Below are 20,169 nucleotides of genomic sequence, written 5' to 3'. Positions count from 1 at the left end.
TTATATTATCTTCGCAAAAAAATATGGTTTATGAGTATTCTTTGGGTTATCCTTGGATTTATTTTGTTGGTAGTGGGCGGTGAGTTTTTAGTGCGTTCGTCCGTAGCCTTATCGTTTAAATTTAATATATCTAAAATGGTAATTGGGATGACGGTAGTTTCCTTTGCAACCTCGGCACCGGAATTATTGGTGAGTTTACAAGCTGCGCTTTCCGGTTCGCCAGCCATAGCCATCAATAATGTGGTGGGCTCCAATATTGCAAACATTGGTTTGGTGTTGGGTATAACGGCCATGGTTGGGGCCATTGCGGTCGATAAATCCTTTTATAAACTCAATTGGCCAGTGATGATGCTGTTTTCGGTGGCAATGTACTTTTTTCTCAAAAACGATAGTGTGTTAACCACTTTTGAGGGTGCCATTTTATTTGTTGGCCTTATTTTATTTCTGTTGATTTTAATTAGAAATACAAAAAAAGATACCTTGGCAGAAGAAGTTGACGAAAGTTTAGCCGTGGTTTCTAATTTTAAAATTGGTACGTGGTTGCTCATTGGTGCCACGGCCTTATATTTTGGCAGTGAATGGCTGGTTGATGGCGCCAAGGATATTGCTACGGCCATAGGGGTAAGCGAAGCAGTTATAGGCGTGTCGTTAATCGCCATAGGTACCAGTGTGCCCGAATTGGCAGCATCGGTTATTGCAGCAGCAAAACAGGAAAAAGCCATTTCGTTGGGTAATTTAATAGGCTCGAATATATTTAATATTGCCTCGGTTTTGGGGCTGACTGCCATGATAAAACCAATTCCTGTAACTGAGCCACAAATACTAACCAGCGATATTTTTTGGATGCTTGCTTTTTCAGCGGTTTTACTGCCCATGATTTTTTTGCCAAAACGCATGCAAATAAGCCGAATAAAAGGCTTTGTTTTAGTATTTGCCTACGGTATATTTATGTTTTTGGTGTTTACCAAAGGCAAGTTTTAAGAAAAATATATACCAAAAAAAACGCCAACAAATTAATGTTAGCGTTTTTTTTATGAACAAAAAAGTTAATCTGTTTGATCTAAATTTTTGCGGATTTAACGGTTTCAATAATTCTGCCGGCAATTTTATATGGGTCGCCGTTTGAGGCAGGACGTCTGTCTTCCAGCCAGCCTTTCCAGCCTTTTTCAACGGTGATGATAGGAATGCGGATGGATGCGCCTCTATCAGAAACACCGTATGAGAAATCGGAAACATGTGCCGTTTCGTGCAATCCGGTTAAACGCTCATCGTTAAACTCACCGTAAACCTCAATATGCTCATCGGTAACGGGTCTAAACGCTTCACATATTTTTTCGTAAACTTCTTTAGAGCCACAAGTTCTTAAAGTGGTGTTAGAAAAGTTGGCGTGCATACCAGAACCATTCCAATCGCCTTTTACAGGTTTTGGATGGTATTCAATGTAATAGCCATATTTTTCGGTTAATCTATCTAATAAATAGCGCGCCACCCAAATTTCGTCTCCGGCTTTTTTAGCGCCTTTTGCAAATAATTGGAACTCCCATTGCCCTGGAGCAACTTCTTGGTTGATACCTTCAAAATTTAATCCCGCCTCAATACATAAATCGGCATGCTCTTCAACAAAATCCCTACCCCAAGTGTAGCGTCCGCCAACCGAACAGTAATATTTACCTTGTGGACCAGGGAAACCGCCACGTGGAAAACCTAAAGGTAAATCGGTTTTAGAGTCCATTAAAAAATACTCTTGTTCAAAACCAAACCAGAAATCCCCATTGTCATCATCAATCTGCGCTCTTGCATTTGAAGGGTGCGGCGTTCCGTCTGCACTTAAAACTTCAGCCATTACTAAAAAACCGTTTTTTCTTGTAGGATCTGGGTAAATAGCTACGGGTTTTAATAAACAGTCTGAAGCGCCTCCAGAGGCTTGCTCGGTTGAGCTACCGTCAAAAGACCAAATTGGGCAATCTTCTAATTTGCCACTAAAGTCGTCTTCAACCTTGGTTTTACTTCTCATGTTTTGTGTTGGTTCATGACCATCTAGCCATATATACTCTAATTTTGATTTTGCCATAATGAATAGTTTATAAATACAATTTATATAATTACGGTACAAATATAAAATTTTATGAAACACGGTGTGTTTTGCGGGGGTGTTTTAATTAACATTCACTTTATTTTTATTTAGCCCCCATTTTTTAGGGGTTAATTTTATAAAATGAACATAAATTTATGCTAAAATCTAAAAATTGTTAATAACAAACTTTTTTGTTTTGTGCTTTTATTGTTTTTGCTGTTTATTTTTGCAACTAAAATTTGTTGTAACATCTAAAAATTATTCAAATGTCAACTTTAAGATTTCACGCTATAAAAAAATCGCTTTCAGCCAAGCCTGTAACTGTTGAAGAGAAAGAACGTCGCTCAGCGATATTTGGTAAGCATGTGTTTAACGAAGACTCCATGCGCCAATATTTAACAAAAGATGCTTTTGCCGGAGTGATGAATGCTATACGATATGGTAAAAAAATTGATAGAGCTATAGCCGATCAGGTGTCTTCTTCAATGAAAGATTGGGCATTGTCAAAAGGGGTTACACATTACACACATTGGTTTCAGCCTTTAACGGGGACAACGGCCGAAAAACACGATGCTTTTTTTGAAACGATTGGTGATGGTATGGCCATTGAAAAATTTGGAGGCAGTCAATTGGTACAACAGGAACCGGATGCCTCAAGTTTCCCCAGTGGTGGTATTCGAAACACCTTTGAAGCGCGTGGTTATACGGCTTGGGACCCTACATCGCCAGCGTTTATTTATGGTACAACGCTTTGTATTCCTACCATTTTTGTGGCGTACACGGGCGAAGCTTTAGATTATAAAACACCTTTGTTAAGAGCGTTGCAGGCTGTAGACAGTGCTGCTACGGCGGTTTGTAAATATTTTGATAAAAACGTAAAAAAAGTAACCTCGTCATTAGGTTGGGAGCAGGAATACTTTTTAATCGATAAAACCTTGGCAGCGACTCGTCCGGATATTGCCTTAACAGGCCGTACATTATTGGGGCATTCCGCTGCCAAAGGACAACAGTTGGACGACCATTATTTTGGCTCTATTCCTAGCAGGGCTTTAAGTTATATGCGCGAGCTGGAAACCGAATGCATGCTTTTGGGCATTCCGGTAAAAACAAGACATAACGAAGTGGCACCAAACCAATTTGAATTGGCGCCTATTTTTGAAGAAGCTAACTTGGCAGTAGACCATAATTCGTTGCTCATGGATATTATGGGGCGTGTGGCATCGCGCCATAATTTTAAGGTGCTGTTTCACGAAAAACCATTTGCGGGCATCAATGGCTCGGGTAAACACAACAATTGGTCGTTATCCACAGATACCGGTGTTAATTTGTTGGCTCCCGGAAAAACACCGATGAGTAATTTGCAATTTTTAACCTTTTTTATAAATACCATAAAAGCGGTTAACAAGCACGAAGCACTATTAAGAGCTACCATTTCTTCGGCAAGTAACGACCACAGATTGGGCGCCAACGAAGCTCCTCCGGCTATTATATCTGTGTTTATTGGTGAACAATTAACCAAGGTTTTAGAAGAATTGGAAGGTGTTACCAAAGGTAAATTGTCACCTCAAGAGAAAACCGAATTAAAATTAAATGTAGTGGGGAAAATTCCGGATGTTTTGTTAGACAATACCGATAGAAACCGCACATCGCCATTTGCATTTACGGGTAATAAGTTTGAGTTTAGAGCCGTGGGTTCCACAGCTAATTGTGGCGACCCTATGACGGTTTTAAACACCATAGTAGCGAAGCAATTAAAAGATTTTAAAATGGAAGTTGATAAGCTGATCGATGAAAAAGGACTAAAAAAAGACGAAGCTATTTTTAATGTGTTGCGCGAATATATCAAAGCCTCAAAACGTATTTTGTTCGAAGGCAATGGCTATGGCGAAGCTTGGGAAAAAGAAGCCAAAAAAAGAGGGTTGAGCAATAATAAGACCACCCCAGAGGCATTAAAAGCCAAAATATCAAAAGACAGTATGGCCTTGTTTGAGGAAATGCAGGTTATGAGTAATATTGAGACCCAGGCACGTTACGAAATAGAGATTGAAGCTTATATTATGCACGTTCAAATTGAAGGACGGGTGTTGGGCGATATAGCTCGAAACCATATCGTTCCAACGGCGGTAAGGTATCAAAATACCTTAATTGAAAATGTAAAAGGGCTAAAAGAAATTTTTGATGATAAATTCAAAGAGGTTTCTAAAGAGCAGCTTAATTTAATCGAGCAAATATCAAATCATATAGAAAACATTAACGCCAATGTTACAAAAATGATTAACGAAAGAAAGAAAGCCAATGCCATTGAAGATGTAGAAAAGAAAGCGCAAGCTTATTGCTTTAAGGTAAAACCTTTGTTTGAAGATATCCGTTACCACTGTGATAAGTTGGAATTACTGGTGGACGATGAGATTTGGCCACTAACCAAATACCGGGAATTGCTGTTTACGAGGTAGTCCGTTTTTAGCGATACCGTAACTTCGGGGTTTTCAAGAAGTTGGGCGTTACCCCATAAAGGGGTCGGGCTTTACGCTACAATCTTTTTGCTCGTGCCTCACAAAAAGGATTTCCACTGCAATCCCTAACGCACTTATGTGCCGGCTTATGTTTTTAAACTAAAAGAGCTTTTGCTTATTGCAGAAGCTCTTCTTTTTTTCAACAAAATAGAATTCACATTAACCTAATTATTCAGTAAAAACAAAGTCTTTTCAATTACTTTTAAAATAAATTTTCGCTTTAGGCAACCTTTAGCACAAAATTTGCGTCTTTATAAATAGAAGACCACATAAAATCCATTTTTTTTTGAAAGTCATTCAACTCCATAATCCCGATTGCAATAGGGACGAATCTGAGCTAATTAAAAAAGCGATTAAAAATAATCGTGAGGCACAACAGGTGTTGTTCAATGGGCATGCTCCAAGAATGTTAAGCGTTTGCAGATATTATATAAAAGATATGCAGCATGCAGAAGAAGCGATGCTTAATGGATTTTTTAAAGTGTTTTTGAATTTAAAAAAGTTTAAAAACCAAGGCAGTTTTGAAGGATGGATACGACGGATTATGATTCGAGAATCGATTTCTTTTTTACGGCAGAAAAAAAAATTAGAGTTTCCAGTCGACGTTATTGAATATGAAAGCAATTCCGCCAACAACATCGAATCTAATATTGAAGTTGCTCAAATACAGCAGCTTATAGACGCGCTTCCCGATGGCTATAAAGTGGTGTTTATTATGTATGCTATTGAAGGTTACAAGCACTACGAGATTGCCAATATACTAAACATTAGCGAAGGCACATCAAAATCGCAGTTGTTTAAAGCACGAAAATTGCTTCAAGAAAAATTAAAAGAATTAAATAAAAAAACAAGCTATGGCAGCAAATAGATTTGAAAAAAACATAAAGGATAAGCTTGAAAAAAGAACTATAAGTCCATCTGACGATGCGTGGCATAAACTGTCTGGTCGCTTGGAAAATCATGAGAAAAAAAGGAACAATAAATCGTTTTGGTGGTTGGGTATTGCAGCAAGTGTAATTGGTGTTTTGTTAGTAGTTACTCAAGTTTTTAAGAATGAGTCTGTTGAACAAAATACACCGCAAATTGTTGTAACACCTGAAGTTATAAAACAAGATAAAACCGATAAAATAGCTAGTGAAAATATTGAAGATGTTTCAGAAGACATCAAAATTGAAGAAGGTAATCAACCCAATCAAATTCAAAAAAAATCAACGGTAATCCATACTAATTCAATTAAAGAAACAACGCTTGTCGCTGAAGAAAAAGATATTCAAAACACAAAAGAAACCCATGTTGAACCTGTCAAAATAATTCCAGAAAAGTTAACACTCGAAGAGCAGAAAATACAAGAAGTCATAGCTCAAGCCAATACCTTAAAAAATGACGAAAACCAAGTTACAGAAAATGAGATTGAAGCCTTGTTAATTGAAGCTCAAAACGACATTAAATTAAAACGATTGTACAACGAAAGCACAAAAAAAGTTGATGCCTTGGCATTGCTTCAGGATGTTGAGAACGAGCTGGACGAATCCTTTAGAGATAAGGTTTTTAAAGCTTTAAAAGAAAATTTCATTACGGTAAAAACAGCTGTGGCGCAACGTAACGACTAATAATTTCATCAAAATTCAATTTATAAATCAATACCCAATTAGGGCAAAAAACGAACAGTTATGCAAACCATTACAAAGTATTTAGCACTAGCGGTGCTGTGTTTAAATGTGCACTTAATCACTGCGCAAGACACCATTTCCAACACCAATAATCAAGAACAAATAAAGACTCTTAGAGCTTTAAAGGATAAGATTAAAACCGAGGAACGCGAGTTATTAAAAACTGAGGTTGAAGCCATAAACAAGCAATTGGATGGCAATGAAATTACCTTTCAGGAAGCCGAAAAACTAAAAAAGGAAGCGGCCAAAAAACATGCCTTAAACATTGAAAACCGAATAGCCATTATTAATAATAAACTTTCTCTTTTACAACGAAATGATTCTGTTTACAATAGTGAAGAAGCGGAAGCCGACGATCAATTTGTTTTTAGAATTGGAAAAGGCGAAACCGATGACGAATTTATATTTTTTGGGACAAAGCGACGCGACAAGCATAGACACCGAAAATACGATAGACGAACCACCAGCGATTTGGTGCTGGCCTTTGGTTTAAACAATGCCATTGTTGAAGGCGACAACCTTGACAATTCGCCCTATAAGTTTGGAGGTTCTCGGTTTTTCGAAATAGGTTGGGCGTGGAAAACCCGGGTGTTTAAAAACTCAAACTTTTTACGTTTTAAATATGGGTATTCGTTTCAAATAAACGGATTGAAACCAACCGACAATCAATATTTTGTAAGTCAAGGCAACCAAACCATGTTGGATGTGTTTCCTGAAAACCTTAAAAAGTCGAAGTTGTCCATAACCAATTTAGTATTTCCTGTACATTTTGAGTTTGGACCATCCAAAAAAATTGAAAAGGACGATTATTTTAGATATTCAACGCGAAATAAGTTTAAAATTGGCCTTGGAGGATATGCGGGATTTAATATTGGGACACGGCAAAAGTTAAAATATTCAGTTGACGGAAACCGACAAAAAGATAAGATAAAAGGCGGTTTAAATACCACCAATTTGGTGTACGGCATTAGCAGTTATATAGCTGTTGGCAGTACGGCATTATATGTAAAATACGATTTATCACCTATTTTTAAAGACCAAATTGCAGACCAGAATAACATATCGCTAGGCGTTAGGTTTGATATGGATTGATATTTGAAAGTCTATTTATAAAATAAAAGAGTTTCAATATTGAAGCTCTTTTTGTTTTACTTCAAAATAGATTATATTACATTTACACATAAATTAAGTTTTCTCCTTTGATATCAGCATCGTCCATAGACCAAGTATTCGAAACCGCCCGTGTAGAAGAGGTTATTGGTGATTTTGTTCAGTTAAAAAAAGCAGGCAGTAACTTTAAGGGTTTAAGTCCGTTTTCCGATGAGCGCTCACCAAGTTTTATGGTATCGCCCGTAAAGCAAATTTGGAAGGATTTTTCCAGTGGAAAAGGGGGTAATGTCGTGGCGTTTTTAATGGAACACGAGCATTTTACTTATCCCGAGGCCATTAGGTATTTGGCTAAAAAATACAATATTGAAATTGAAGAAACCGTGCAGTCCGACGAGCAAAAACAAGCCGCTAACGAAAGGGAAAGTTTGTATTTGGTAAGCGAGTATGCGAGTAAATATTTTCAAAATATATTGCATAAAACCGATCAGGGAAAATCGATAGGATTAAGCTATTTTAAAGAGCGCGGATTTACTGAAGAAACCATTAAAACGTTTGATTTAGGATATGCGCTCGACGAGTGGCAAGCTTTTACAGATGAGGCCTTAAAACAAGGTTATAACATCGATTATCTTGAAAAAACAGGGCTCACCATTGTTAAGGGCGAAAAGCGTTTCGACAGGTTTAAGGGGCGTGTTTTATTCCCCATAAAAAGTATGAGCGGTCGTGTATTGGGATTCGGCGGGCGTATATTGATCAACGATAAAAAAGCCGCTAAATACTTAAATTCCCCAGAGAGCGATATTTATCATAAAAGTAAAGTGCTGTACGGTATTTACCATGCCAAACAAAGCATTGCCAAAGAGGATAATTGTTATTTAGTTGAAGGTTATACCGATGTTATTCAGTTTCACCAAACGGGTATAAAAAACGTGGTGTCTTCGTCTGGAACGGCGCTAACCTCAGATCAAATCAGGATTATAAATAGGTTAACCAAAAACATTACGGTATTGTTTGATAGCGATGCGGCAGGTATGCGCGCTTCACTTCGCGGTATCGATTTAATTTTGGAACAGGGGATGAATGTAAAAGTATGTGCATTTCCCGATGGCGAAGACCCCGATAGCTTTGCCAAAAAGAATTCTCTTGAAGAGCTTGCGCTGTATTTAGATGAAAACTCTAAAGACTTTATTCAGTTTAAAGCTTCGGTTTTGTTTGAAGAATCTAAAAACGATCCTATAAAAAAAGCCGAAACGGTTAGGGATATTGTTAATAGTATTTCTAAAATTCCCGATCGTATTAAAAAAGAAATCTACGTTCAAGAATGTGCCAGAATTATGGACATTAGCGAAACCGTTTTGTTTAGTACCTTGGCACAAATCAATAAAAAGGAATTTCAAGAAGAAGCTAAAAAACAAAAAAATGAACAAAAAGCTTTTGATGTCATAAAGCACGAGCAGCCCGTAAAAAAGGTTGACGTGCAGTATGTTTTAGAACGAAAAATAATTGAGGTATTATTACTTTATGGAAACAAAACCGAAGATTTTGAAGATTTGGTTTTAAAGGAAAATGATAAAAACGAACTTATTTTAGAACCCGTAATACAACGGGCCAAAGTTTTCGAAAAAGTGTTTTTAGATTTACAAGATGATGAAATGCAATTTTCGAACCCACAATTTAAGACATTGTATTATACCATTATTGATAGGCTTAACCAAACTGAGGATTTTGAGTTAAAAACTTTTATCAATTCGGTAGACCAAGATATGGCAAACGAAATTACCACCATTTTAATGGACGACGAACGTTATGCTTTGGACGATTGGAATAGGATGAATATTTTTCCAAAAGAAAAAACCACTAGTGTGGCGCAACTGGTTAGCGAAACCATTTTAAGTTTACGCTGTTTTTTAATTGACCAGAAAGTAAAAGAATTTCAGCAAGAAACCTTGCATAACAAAATAGACTCGAACAGAAATATACTTGAAGAAGTAAAAGACTATTCGAGTCTAAAAATGTTATTGTCCAGAAAGCTTAATCGCGTATTATAGCTCTGCTGAAAGTTTAGCTTGATTAACAAGATCCACTAAATTGGTTACCTTTAGTTTTCTCATTAAGCGCGCTTTGTACGTACTTACGGTTTTCTCGTTAATGTTTAGCTCTTTAGAAATCTCTTTGTTTTTTCTACCAATAGTAAGAAGCTTTAAAACTTCTGACTCGCGCGTTGATAGTTTTTTGTAAAAAGATCCCGATTTGTTGCTTTTAGCACCAAAAGCTAATTGTTGCGTTAAGGCATCACTTAAATAAATACCACCTTCGTGAACCTTTAAAATGGCCTCGTTAATGGTAATGATGTTAACTGATTTAGAAATGAATCCTGAAGCCCCCGCTTTAATGGCGTTTATGCCATATACCTCTTCGGGCTGGCCACTAAAAATAAGGGTTTTTACGTTAGGATAATCTTTCTTTAAATAACGCAAAACGGTTAAACCGTTAAGTTTTGGGAAATCTACTTCTGTTAAAATAATGTCTACGTCATTGTTTTTTACAAAGTCTAAAATATCATCGCCATCGTTAACACTTCCCACAATTTTAATGTCTGAAGATGCCGAAAATAGATGTTCTAGACCCTTTCTGATAATTGGATGATTGTCTGCTATTAGTAATTTTATCATTATTAAGGGTTTTTATACTATTATAGCTGTGAGAGGTTTACAGCTATAATTGAGAGAGTTATATGGGTGTAAAGATAGGTTTTTTTGCTAACAAAGCAATATTTATTTCAAATTTATGGGAATTTCACAAATAGGTATTGCAATCATTTTGTGTTTATTAGCCGCGTTAAAACGCTTGTAGATTTTAAAAACCTCTTGTTCCCTACCAGAAAAATCAGTTTCTTTTTTACCCAAATTATCCATTTTCATGGCCCATTCAAGTTCTGGGTACGAGGCTCCAATCTGGTCTTCATCACTGCGGGCATCGCCAAATAAACCATCACTCGGCGCCGCTTTCATAATAGATTCCGGAACCTCTAAAAACTCACCTAATGCGTAAACTTCAGACTTTAATAAATCTGCAATAGGGCTTAAATCTACGCCACCATCGCCGTATTTGGTGTAAAAACCAACGCCAAAATCTTCAACTTTATTTCCGGTTCCGGCCACTAATAATTTGTAAAGTCCTGCGTAATAGTAAAGGGTGGTCATGCGCAAGCGCGCTCGGGTATTTGCCAAAGCCATATCAATGGTGGCTTGGTCTCCATCAAAAAACACTTCGGTTTTAAAGGTTTCAAAAACAGGTGTTAAATTGGTGCGTGTGTCGTCAACATTATCAAATCGTTGTTTTAATAGCGCAATATGTTCTTGGGCTCTGGTCACATGGCTTTCGGCTTGGTGTATGGGCATTTCAACACACAGTACGTTTAAACCTGTTTTGGCACATAAAGTTGAGGTTACCGCAGAATCGATACCGCCCGAAATACCAATTACAAATCCGTTTACACCCGCATTTGTCGCGTAATCTTTTAGCCAATTAACAATGTGATTTACCACTTTTTCTGTTTGCATATTTAACACGGTTTTTAATCTAAGAATAGTACCTTTGCAGACAAAAATAAAGGAAACGTCCAATTAATAAAAATCTATGTCGTTTAAGTTATATTTAAACGCGAAGAATGGTAAAAATTGTTTTTAAAATTTTAAGTAGATGAAAAATGCAATCTTGTTATTTAGTATTGTTTTGTTAACCATTTCTTGTAAAAAAGACAATACGTTACAAAAAAACATAGCTAAAATAAACACAGATATTAAAATTGAACGTTTTGATAGGCTGTTTGCCGAGGCCAATTCAAAAGATTTACCAAAGCTAAAACAAGCATACCCTTTTATGTTTTCTGAAAAATATTCAGATTCATTTTGGATTGCCAAAAAAGCCGATACTTTACAAATTCAATTGTTTAACGAGGTTGATAAAACATTCACTGACTTTAACGACGTAGAAACTGAAATCGAATCGCTGTTCAATCATCTAAAATACTATTTTCCGGAGTTCAATCCGCCCAGAATTATTACGGTAACCAACGATGTAGATTACAGACACAGGGTAATTGTTACCGATACCATTGCTTTAATTGCTTTGGATAATTATTTGGGAAGCGACCACGAGTTTTACGGTAGCATTCCTAAATACCTTAGAGCTCATTTTGTTAAAGAACAGCTGGTTGTGGATTTGGCTGATGCCTACGCGAAGAAATATATCCATCAAACGCAAAAAAGAACCTTGCTAGACGAAATGATTTATGCTGGTAAACTGCTGTATTTTAAAGATAAGGTTATTCCTTTTAAAACGGAAGCGGAACGTATGGGGTATTCGCCCGAGCAGTTACGTTGGGCTATTGCCAACGAGAGTTATATTTGGCGCTATTTTGTGGAGCGCGAATTATTGTTTAGCACCGACTCAAAATTACCAAGCCGATTTATAAACCCTGCACCTTTTACCAAATTTTATTTAGAAGAAATCGATGCCGATTCACCGGGGCGATTAGGGCAATTTATAGGTTGGCAGATTGTGCGCGCATACATGCAGCAAAACGATGTAGCTTTAAAGGACATGCTTATAAAATCTACTGAAGACATATTTAATAACACCAAATTTAAACCACGTAAATAATGGCAAAAAATCATACCTCTAAAATAGAACTGAAGGTTGAATTGGATGAAAACAGAATTCCAGAAAGCTTACAATGGACCGCTGAAGATGGCGGCATTACAAACCAAGAAGCCAAAGCGATGATGCTTTCGGTTTGGGATGCCGAAAGCCAAGAAACACTGCGCATTGATTTATGGACCAAAGATATGCCCGTAGATGAAATGAAAGTGTTTTTTCATCAAACATTAGTAACTATGAGCGATACCTTTAATAGAGCGACACAAGATGAAAAAATGACAGCAACCATGAAAGATTTCTGTGATTATTTCGCAGAAAAATTAGAGCTGAAAAAGTAGTTTTACAGTTCAAAGTTCAAAGTTCAAAGTTCAAAGTTCTGTTTGGTTCTTAAAATTTAATTTTTTGGAATGTAAATAGGGCTACCATTCATTGATTTTATTAGAGTCCAGTTTGATGAAAATAAACAGTAAAATGGTGAAGGCCCAAAGTCCGGAACCACCGTAACTAAACATAGGCAGAGGAATACCAATGGTTGGAATTAAGCCCATTACCATACCAATATTAATAAGAAAATGTATAAAAATTATGGATGCAACACCGTAACCATACACTCTACTAAACTGTGTTTTTTGGCGTTCGGCTAAATGTAGAATACGTATAATAAGCAGCACAAAAAGAACAACTACAAAGGTGGTTCCTAAAAAGCCCCACTCTTCGCCCACGGTACTAAAAATATAATCGGTATGTTGTTCTGGTACAAATTTTCCTGTGGTTCGAGTGCCTTCCATAAAACCTCTTCCTGTTAATCCGCCAGAGCTTATGGCTTTTTCAGATTCATTCAAATTATAGGCAAACGTTTTCTTCATTTCCTCTAATTTGTCAGGGTCTTTTTCCAAGCGAAGCCAAAGACTTATACGGTCTTGTTGGTGAGGTTTTAAGATATTTTGGTAAAAGAATTTTATTCCAAAGGAAACCGCAATAGTTACGATTAAAATAAGTATAGATTGATATATACGTAGTTTCTTTTTTCTTAAAAAATGAAAACCCACAAGCAATATTAGCGCTATTGTTGAGGTAATTATAGCACCAAACTTTAATGATAAAATGGAGACTATAATTATTGAAATACCTATGGCTAAATAATATTTGGGAAGTCCTTCTCGGTACAAAACAAAAAAGAAGGCACCGTAAACAATCGTGCTACCCGTATCGTTTTGTAAGAGCACTAAAATGGCTGGAATGGCAATAATAATAAGCGCTTTTAACTGATCTTTTAGCGTATTGATATTGGTGTTTAAATCGCTAACATGCTTTGCTATTGCGAGGGCGGTTGCCATTTTTGCAAACTCGCTGGGTTGTATGGTCATGCCTCCAATGGCGTACCACGATGTGGCACCATTAACGTTTTTTCCAAAAATGAAAAGCCCGAGTAAAGACAGCATCGAAATAATATAAATAATACTGGAAAAGCGTTCGTAAAATTTGGCATCAATAGCCAATAAAAGCACGATTAACCCAAAAGTTAGAAATATAAAAATGAGTTGTTTGCCGTAAGGCTGTGAGAAATCGAAATAGTCGATGGTGTTTCCCGAATGCGAAGCCGACAAAATATTCAGATAACCAAAGCCCACTAATAATAAGAAAAGAATAATGGTAATCCAATCGAACTTAAAATGTTTATTCGTGTCCCTTACCATTAATCTGTGCCTTTGCTAATAGTGTTTAAATGCCTCTTTAAACGGTAATATTCCTTGTCGTCAACAAGTTGTAATGTGGTTTGTCCGTTAATTTTAAAAGGCTCTCCAGAATAAGGTTTGGCGTATTCGTCTTCCAAACTGTGTTTTAAGAGCCAATCTTCTAAATCGGTTCTGGTAATTTCGCCTTTAATATGCTTTTCAATCATTAAACTGGCAATTTTTCCAGCAAAGCGGCTTCCCCAATACCCATTTTCAACAAAAACGGCAATTGCTATTTTTGGATTGTCTTTGGGTGCAAAGGCTACAAAAATAGAATGATCGGTTAATTGCGTTTTAACACTATCGATAATAGCAAAATTTTCAACCGTTCCTGTTTTTCCGCAAATATCAATGTCTTTAACTTGAATCCATTTTGCGGTACCGTTTTTATACACTTGGTGCATGCCTTCAATTACGGGCTCAAAATGCTGTTTGTCAATACTTGTATATTTTCGGGTCGTAAATTTATTGGGTAGCGTATCGCCTTTAATGGATTTAATGATATGTGGCGTGTAATAATACCCTCTGTTGGCGATTGCGGCCGTCATATTTGCCAGTTGAATGGGTGTTGTGGCCACTTCGCCCTGACCAATGGCATTAGAGATGGTGTATGTTGAATAAAACGTTCTAGGGTATACTCTTTTGTAATAGTCTCTATCGGGGATTCTTCCTTTTTGTCCCACCTTTAAATCGTAGCCCAAAAAGTTGCCCAAACCAAAACTTTTGGCATGATTGCTCCATACGTCAATGCCTTTTGAAGCACTACCCGTTTTATCTAAAATTCTTCTGTATGCTGTGGCAAAATATGCGTTGCAAGATTCTTGAATTCCGCTAATCATATTATTGCGTTTACCAATGTAGCAATGGCATTTCATAAACCTATTGCCGTATCTGTAGCCTGCATAGCAGGTTACGGTTTCGTTGGGTGTTAAAACGTCCTCTTGCAGGCCAATTAAAGCATTCATGAGTTTAAACGGCGACCCAGGCTCATAAACTCCTTGTAGACTTCTGTTAAAAAGTGGTTTTGCAATTGAGTCGTTATAAAGTTTAGTGAAGTTTTTAGAGCGTTGCCTACCAACTAAATCGTTAGGATTGTAAGTTGGGGCAGCCACCATAGCCAATATTTCGCCCGTTGAGGGTTCTATGGCGATAACACCACCGCGCTTATTTTGCATTAGCAATTCACCGTATTCCTGTAATTTGGCATCAATGGTAATGGTTATGTCTTTACCTTGCTCTGGAATGGTATCAAAGGCTCCATCTTTATATGGGCCAATATTTCTGTTGAATCGGTCTTTTTGAATAAATTTTATGCCTTTTACACCTCTCAATATGTCTTCGTATGAAGCTTCAACGCCTTGTTTGCCAATTAAATCGCCCATTCTGTAATACGGGTCCCTTTTAATATCCCTGGTGTTAACTTCGCCAATATCGCCTAAAACATTGGCTCCAATTGTGGTTTCGTATTTTCTGAGCGATCGCTTTTGAATGTAAAAGCCATCAAATTTTCGCATTTTTTCCTGTAAAACGGCATAGTCTTCTTTTGATAAATGCGAAAGGAAAACCGATGGTAATCGGGGCGAATAACGATAGGCTTTATTATATGTTTTTATAAATTGTGCTTTATCAATTTTTAACAAATTACAAAACTCAAGCGTGTCTAAAGGTTCTACTTCGCGCGGAATCACCATCACATCGTAAGAGGGTTGATTGGCCACTAAAAGGCGTCCGTTTCTGTCGTAAACAAAACCGCGCTTTGGGTAATCGTAAACTTTTCTAATGGCATTGTCCTCAAATAAATTATGTGTATTTGAAGTATATACCTGCAAGTAGAAAAGCCTTGCGATAAACACAAAACCAACAAAAATTACCGATATGAATAATAAAAGTTGTCTCATTTAGATTTTCGACTAAATATAATAGTTATTAAAACACAAAGTATTATAGTAAATATACTTGAGAATAACGTTTTTTGAAGGATTAAAATTATTTTAGAAATGCTAAAAATTTCTAAAGAAAATAAAATTAAGTGATGCGCCACCACCATTATGGTCATGTAGACAAGTTTTGAACCAAAATCTACAGTATTGAATTTTAGGTTTTGGTGTTCGTAAAGCATACCAAACGAGAACTTTAAAGCAACAGGTCTAGCATAAGCTATAAATACAGATGCCGCGGCATTGATACCACCGGAATCTAAAAATAAATCGACCGTTAAACCCAATAAAAAACTCAGGAAAATAAATAAAGAGCGGTTGTTTTTCACCGGAAATAAAATGATGAAAAGCACATAAATATACGGATTGATATAGCCTAAAAAATTAATATGGCTGCATATTAAAACCTGAATTAAAACAAGCCCAACAAAGCGGATGCTATTTAAAGAAATGATACTATTCATTTAACGGGAATTTAACAAATTTGTAATTTCCTTAAAATCCTTATTTTCTATAATATGAACATGCTCAAGGTTTGTCATGTCGTTAAAAAGCTTCACATTAATCTCATAATAATTTTCGGCAATATCCAATTCAAAATCCTGTACAACGCCTATATCAATGTTTTTTGGAAAAATTGATGAGCGCCCCGAGGTAACAATCGTATCGCCGATGGCAACCGGTGCAATTTTTTCAACATCTATTAACTGAACAATGTTTGGCGATTCGCCATTCCAAGTTAAAGAGCCTATATGGTTTGTTTTTTTTAATCCGGCACTAATGTTGCTCGTGGTGTTTAGCACCGAAATAACCGTTGAATAGTTTTTGCTTGAGTTGTCAATAATACCTAAAATACCCTTACTGGTTATCACCCCAAAATCCTCTTTAATACTATCGTTTGTGCCTTTATCGATAAGTAAAAAGTTGTCGGTTAAAGAATAGCTGTTCTTTATAATTTTTGCCGTTTGAATTTTATACCTTCCATTATAGGTAACGCTGTCTATATAGCTTGAATCCAATTTGTTTTCAGCATTAAACAAAAGCGCTTTTAACCGATTGTTTTCTTCGGCTAAAACTTGATTGTGAGATTTTAAATTAACATATTCGCTAATGTTGTTGATAGAATTGTAAATGCCACCAGTTAAAAAATTGGCGGAATTTATAAACTTGCTTTTGTGATACGAATGCGATTGAATGGTAAAAACTATAGACACCGAAAACAGCAACAAGAACAACAAAAACCTTTTGTTTCTTATTATAAAATTAATAATCTGTTGCATGATTTAGGGACTGTTTTATGCTTTTATTTAATCAATACACTTTTGTATTTAGGTAAATTTTTAAGTGTAATTCCGGTACCTCTAACTACAGCACGCAATGGGTCTTCGGCAATATAAACAGGAAGGTCTGTTTTTTGCGATAAGCGCTTATCCAAACCTCGCAACATCGATCCGCCACCCGCTAAATAAATACCTGTGTTGTAAATATCGGCAGCCAATTCCGGAGGGGTCTGCGAAAGGGTTTCCATAACCGCATCTTCAATACGTAAAATAGATTTATCCAAAGCTTTGGCAATTTCACGGTACGAAATGGACACTTGCTTGGGTTTTCCCGTTAACAAATCACGTCCTTGAACGCTCATATCTTCTGGCGGAAGTTCCAAATCTTCGGTAGCCGCACCAATCTGTATTTTTATTTTTTCGGCAGTACGCTCACCCACATACAAGTTGTGTTGGGTACGCATGTAATACACAATGTCATTTGTAAATACATCACCGGCAATCTTAACCGATTTATCGCAAACAATGCCACCAAGGGCAATCACCGCAATTTCGGTGGTACCACCACCTATATCAACCACCATATTACCTTTGGGCTGCATAATATCAACGCCAATACCAATAGCGGCCGCCATGGGTTCGTGTATTAAATATACTTCTTTACCGTTAACACGTTCGGCACTTTCTTTTACCGCACGCATTTCAACTTCGGTAATGCCCGACGGAATACAAATAACCATGCGCAACGCCGGTGTAAAAAATTTCTTTTTCAATGCCGGAATGTTTTTAATAAACATGCTTATCATTTGTTCCGATGCATCAAAATCGGCAATTACCCCGTCTTTTAACGGGCGAATTGTTTTAATGTTTTCATGCGTTTTGCCTTGCATCAAACTCGCTTGTTGGCCAACGGCAATTATTTTTCCGGTAATTCTATCGCGCGCAACTATCGATGGCGCATCAACAACAACTTTGTCGTTGTGTATAATAAGTGTATTTGCAGTACCTAAATCTATTGCAATCTCTTCGGTTAAGAAGTCAAAAAAGCCCATGTGCTATTAGTAGTTTTTAAAGGGTTGTTAACAAATCTTGTAAATGTAATAAAAGTAAATAAATATATGAGTTTTAAGCTACTCAAAATTCAAATTAACAATAGGTGCTTACACTTATACGCAGTTTATCGGTTTTTGGATGGTTTTATTTTATAATTTATGGCGTTCCCTACGCTCATACCTACAAGGTTTTCAAAACCTTGCAGGATCGCTTCGGTCGGGCTTTCACTACTCGCTTCCTCCTACGTCGGCGAGCTCAAACAGGCCGTTCAATCCCTAACGCAAATGTCTGCTATAATTCAACATTATCATTTAAAGTTAGACCTGTCAGGTTTTTAAAACCTGACAGGTCTTGCTTTTTAGTAAGTTATTGAAACAATAATTTTAATGCTTAAAATGGCGTGTACCCGTCATCACCATCGCCACATTATTGTCGTTGCAATAATCAATACTTAATTGATCTTTTATCGAGCCACCCGGTTGAATTACCGCAGAAATTCCTGCTTTTTTAGCAATCTCCACACAATCGGGGAATGGGAAAAATGCATCACTCGCCATTACAGCACCGTTTAAATCAAACTTAAAAGTTCCAGCTTTGTGTATGGCTTGCTCTAAAGCATCAACACGACTGGTTTGCCCCGTGCCACTAGCACACAATTGTTTGTTTTTTGCCAAAACAATGGTGTTCGATTTGGTGTGCTTACATATTTTAGAAGCAAAAATTAAATCGTCAATTTGAGCTTGGGTTGGCGCTAGGTTTGTAACTGGCTTTAAGTCCTCAGCTTTATCGGTAATATTGTTTCTGTCTTGCACCAAAACACCGTTTAAACAACTTCTTACATTGGTTTTTGGCATCTCCACATCATGAATTTTCAATAAAATCCTGTTCTTCTTGCCTTTTAAAATCTCTAAAGCATCGGCAGCAAAAGAAGGTGCAATAACTACCTCGCAGAATAACTTGTGAATTTCCTCAGCCGTAGCCAAATCAATTTCCTTATTGCTAATTAAAACACCACCAAAAGCCGAAACAGGATCGCCAGCCAAAGCGTCAAGGTATGCTTGGTGTAAGTTGTCGCGTTGCGCTAAACCACAGGCATTGTTATGCTTTAAAATAGCAAAAGTAGGGGCGTCGTTTTTAAACTCTAACATTAAATTTACTGCAGCATCAACATCCAAAAGGTTGTTGTAGCTTAATTCTTTTCCGTGGAGTTTTGTGAATAGCTCATCAAAATCTCCAAAGAAAAAGCCTTTTTGGTGAGGGTTTTCGCCGTAGCGTAACACCTTGCCATTTGGCTCGCTAATTTTTAAAACCGCTTCATCGTGATTTTTGTTGAAGTAATTAAAAATAGCCGTATCGTAATGCGAGGACACATTAAAAGCTTTTGCGGCAAAACGTTTTCTGTCTGCTTCAGAAATGCTACCGTTGTTTTCAGAAATCAATTCCAAAAACTCCGCATAATCATCAACCGAGGATACACAAATAACATCGGCAAAATTTTTCGCTGCAGCACGGATTAACGAAATACCACCAATATCAATCTTTTCAATAATATCCTGTTCGCTCGCACCCGATGCCACTGTTTTTTCAAACGGATATAAATCAACAATAACGACATCGATTTGCGGAATCTCATATTCGGCCAATTCTGCAACGTCGCCTTCATGGTTTTGTCTATTTAAAATTCCTCCAAAAACTTTAGGATGCAATGTTTTTACACGACCACCAAGAATGGAAGGGTACGATGTAACCTCCTCAACCGGAACGACATCAATACCTAAATCGTTAATAAATTTTTCGGTTCCTCCGGTGGAATAAATAGTGACACCCTGTTCGTTTAATTTTTTTACGATGGGGGCTAATCCGTCTTTACTAAAAACAGATATTAATGCAGATTTAATGGTTTTTTCGTTGCTCATTTTAGTGTGTTGTGTTTGATTCCTATTTTTATGGGAATGACAGGTTTAAGGTTTTTCAATGCATAGCATTGAACGTGCTGTTTTAAAAATGCAAAAGTAGTTATTTCAACTAAAAATGGAAGTATGAAAACTGCAAAAAAAGTGCTGTTTTTTTAACGATAAGCCTGAGTTGTTAACATTAAGAGTTCAAAGCTCAAAGTTTAAAATTCAAAGTTGCT

Annotated in this window: 17 protein-coding genes; 8 read left to right on the top strand and 9 right to left on the bottom strand. The window is 36.8% G+C overall.

What is annotated here, in order from left to right; genetic code table 11:
- The first annotated feature begins 30 nt into the window (after positions 1 to 30).
- On the top strand, positions 31 to 981 hold the full coding sequence (locus tag RNZ46_RS03490) for a calcium/sodium antiporter (RefSeq protein ID WP_316983998.1): 951 nt from the start codon (positions 31 to 33) through the stop codon (positions 979 to 981).
- A gap of 79 nt (positions 982 to 1,060) precedes the next feature.
- On the opposite strand, the gene RNZ46_RS03485 is transcribed toward RNZ46_RS03490, so the two are convergent.
- Entirely contained in the window at positions 1,061 to 2,071 is a 1,011-nt protein-coding gene (locus RNZ46_RS03485; RefSeq protein WP_316983997.1) for a glutamine synthetase beta-grasp domain-containing protein, read from the bottom strand.
- Positions 2,072 to 2,340: 269 nt separating this feature from the next.
- On the opposite strand from RNZ46_RS03485, the gene RNZ46_RS03480 reads away from it, so the two are divergent.
- The 5 genes from RNZ46_RS03480 (at position 2,341) to dnaG (ending at position 9,415) form a co-directional block, all read left to right on the top strand.
- Positions 2,341 to 4,527, top strand: a complete 2,187-nt coding sequence (locus RNZ46_RS03480) for a glutamine synthetase III family protein (RefSeq protein ID WP_316983996.1) — start codon at positions 2,341 to 2,343, stop codon at positions 4,525 to 4,527.
- A gap of 346 nt (positions 4,528 to 4,873) precedes the next feature.
- On the top strand, positions 4,874 to 5,455 hold the full coding sequence (locus RNZ46_RS03475) for an RNA polymerase sigma factor (protein ID WP_316983995.1): 582 nt from the start codon (positions 4,874 to 4,876) through the stop codon (positions 5,453 to 5,455).
- Entirely contained in the window at positions 5,442 to 6,197 is a 756-nt protein-coding gene (locus RNZ46_RS03470) for a hypothetical protein (RefSeq protein ID WP_316983994.1), read from the top strand. The genes RNZ46_RS03475 and RNZ46_RS03470 overlap by 14 nt, the downstream gene beginning before the upstream one ends.
- 60 nt (positions 6,198 to 6,257) lie before the next feature.
- On the top strand, positions 6,258 to 7,349 hold the full coding sequence (locus tag RNZ46_RS03465; RefSeq protein WP_316983993.1) for a hypothetical protein: 1,092 nt from the start codon (positions 6,258 to 6,260) through the stop codon (positions 7,347 to 7,349).
- A 107-nt stretch (positions 7,350 to 7,456) separates the two neighbouring features.
- On the top strand, positions 7,457 to 9,415 hold the full coding sequence (dnaG, locus tag RNZ46_RS03460) for a DNA primase (protein ID WP_316983992.1): 1,959 nt from the start codon (positions 7,457 to 7,459) through the stop codon (positions 9,413 to 9,415).
- Here dnaG and RNZ46_RS03455 read toward each other — a convergent pair.
- Positions 9,410 to 10,039 (bottom strand): response regulator transcription factor, encoded by a 630-nt coding sequence (locus RNZ46_RS03455; RefSeq protein ID WP_311940925.1) that lies wholly within the window; start codon positions 10,037 to 10,039, stop codon positions 9,410 to 9,412. The two genes, dnaG and RNZ46_RS03455, sit on opposite strands and share 6 nt — an antisense overlap.
- A gap of 102 nt (positions 10,040 to 10,141) precedes the next feature.
- Positions 10,142 to 10,930, bottom strand: a complete 789-nt coding sequence (gene nadE, locus RNZ46_RS03450; RefSeq protein WP_316983991.1) for an NAD(+) synthase — start codon at positions 10,928 to 10,930, stop codon at positions 10,142 to 10,144.
- A gap of 139 nt (positions 10,931 to 11,069) precedes the next feature.
- On the opposite strand from nadE, the gene gldB reads away from it, so the two are divergent.
- On the top strand, positions 11,070 to 12,032 hold the full coding sequence (gene gldB / locus RNZ46_RS03445; protein WP_316983990.1) for a gliding motility lipoprotein GldB: 963 nt from the start codon (positions 11,070 to 11,072) through the stop codon (positions 12,030 to 12,032).
- On the top strand, positions 12,032 to 12,367 hold the full coding sequence (gene gldC / locus RNZ46_RS03440) for a gliding motility protein GldC (RefSeq protein WP_311940935.1): 336 nt from the start codon (positions 12,032 to 12,034) through the stop codon (positions 12,365 to 12,367). The genes gldB and gldC overlap by 1 nt, the downstream gene beginning before the upstream one ends.
- Positions 12,368 to 12,448: 81 nt before the next feature.
- On the opposite strand, the gene rodA is transcribed toward gldC, so the two are convergent.
- From rodA to purH, 6 genes are all read right to left on the bottom strand, one after another.
- Positions 12,449 to 13,726: a rod shape-determining protein RodA gene (rodA, locus tag RNZ46_RS03435; protein ID WP_316983989.1), complete on the bottom strand. Its 1,278-nt coding sequence runs from the start codon at positions 13,724 to 13,726 to the stop codon at positions 12,449 to 12,451.
- A complete protein-coding gene (gene mrdA, locus RNZ46_RS03430; RefSeq protein ID WP_316983988.1) occupies positions 13,726 to 15,663 on the bottom strand; it encodes a penicillin-binding protein 2 in 1,938 nt (645 codons plus the stop codon). Before mrdA ends, rodA begins: the two co-directional genes overlap by 1 nt.
- Entirely contained in the window at positions 15,660 to 16,166 is a 507-nt protein-coding gene (locus RNZ46_RS03425) for a rod shape-determining protein MreD (protein ID WP_316983987.1), read from the bottom strand. Before RNZ46_RS03425 ends, mrdA begins: the two co-directional genes overlap by 4 nt.
- Positions 16,167 to 16,982 carry a rod shape-determining protein MreC gene (gene mreC / locus RNZ46_RS03420; RefSeq protein ID WP_316983986.1) on the bottom strand — a complete coding sequence of 272 codons (816 nt, stop codon included), beginning with the start codon at positions 16,980 to 16,982 and terminating at the stop codon, positions 16,167 to 16,169.
- 23 nt (positions 16,983 to 17,005) lie between these two features.
- Complete coding sequence (locus tag RNZ46_RS03415; protein ID WP_316983985.1) at positions 17,006 to 18,034, bottom strand: rod shape-determining protein; 1,029 nt, start codon at positions 18,032 to 18,034, stop codon at positions 17,006 to 17,008.
- Positions 18,035 to 18,418: 384 nt separating this feature from the next.
- The gene (purH, locus tag RNZ46_RS03410; RefSeq protein WP_316983984.1) at positions 18,419 to 19,951 is read right to left on the bottom strand and encodes a bifunctional phosphoribosylaminoimidazolecarboxamide formyltransferase/IMP cyclohydrolase; all 1,533 of its coding nucleotides are present in this window, start codon (positions 19,949 to 19,951) and stop codon (positions 18,419 to 18,421) included.
- Positions 19,952 to 20,169 lie beyond the last annotated feature (218 nt).

The organism is Hwangdonia lutea (assembly GCF_032814565.1).
In the GTDB taxonomy this organism is placed as follows: Bacteria; Bacteroidota; Bacteroidia; order Flavobacteriales; family Flavobacteriaceae; genus Hwangdonia; species Hwangdonia lutea.
This window is presented reverse-complemented; position numbering and strand designations above follow the sequence as displayed.

Bases quoted from the DNA above. Each gene is read 5' to 3' on its own strand.
- RNZ46_RS03490 (WP_316983998.1), top strand. From the start codon at position 31: ATGAGTATTCTTTGGGTTATCCTTGGATTTATTTTGTTGGTAGTGGGC.
- RNZ46_RS03485 (WP_316983997.1), bottom strand. From the start codon at position 2,071: ATGGCAAAATCAAAATTAGAGTATATATGGCTAGATGGTCATGAACCA.
- RNZ46_RS03480 (WP_316983996.1), top strand. From the start codon at position 2,341: ATGTCAACTTTAAGATTTCACGCTATAAAAAAATCGCTTTCAGCCAAG.
- RNZ46_RS03470 (WP_316983994.1), top strand. From the start codon at position 5,442: ATGGCAGCAAATAGATTTGAAAAAAACATAAAGGATAAGCTTGAAAAA.
- RNZ46_RS03465 (WP_316983993.1), top strand. From the start codon at position 6,258: ATGCAAACCATTACAAAGTATTTAGCACTAGCGGTGCTGTGTTTAAAT.
- RNZ46_RS03455 (WP_311940925.1), bottom strand. From the start codon at position 10,039: ATGATAAAATTACTAATAGCAGACAATCATCCAATTATCAGAAAGGGT.
- nadE (WP_316983991.1), bottom strand. From the start codon at position 10,930: ATGCAAACAGAAAAAGTGGTAAATCACATTGTTAATTGGCTAAAAGAT.
- gldB (WP_316983990.1), top strand. From the start codon at position 11,070: ATGAAAAATGCAATCTTGTTATTTAGTATTGTTTTGTTAACCATTTCT.
- gldC (WP_311940935.1), top strand. From the start codon at position 12,032: ATGGCAAAAAATCATACCTCTAAAATAGAACTGAAGGTTGAATTGGAT.
- rodA (WP_316983989.1), bottom strand. From the start codon at position 13,726: ATGGTAAGGGACACGAATAAACATTTTAAGTTCGATTGGATTACCATT.
- mrdA (WP_316983988.1), bottom strand. From the start codon at position 15,663: ATGAGACAACTTTTATTATTCATATCGGTAATTTTTGTTGGTTTTGTG.
- RNZ46_RS03425 (WP_316983987.1), bottom strand. From the start codon at position 16,166: ATGAATAGTATCATTTCTTTAAATAGCATCCGCTTTGTTGGGCTTGTT.
- mreC (WP_316983986.1), bottom strand. From the start codon at position 16,982: ATGCAACAGATTATTAATTTTATAATAAGAAACAAAAGGTTTTTGTTG.
- RNZ46_RS03415 (WP_316983985.1), bottom strand. From the start codon at position 18,034: ATGGGCTTTTTTGACTTCTTAACCGAAGAGATTGCAATAGATTTAGGT.
- purH (WP_316983984.1), bottom strand. From the start codon at position 19,951: ATGAGCAACGAAAAAACCATTAAATCTGCATTAATATCTGTTTTTAGT.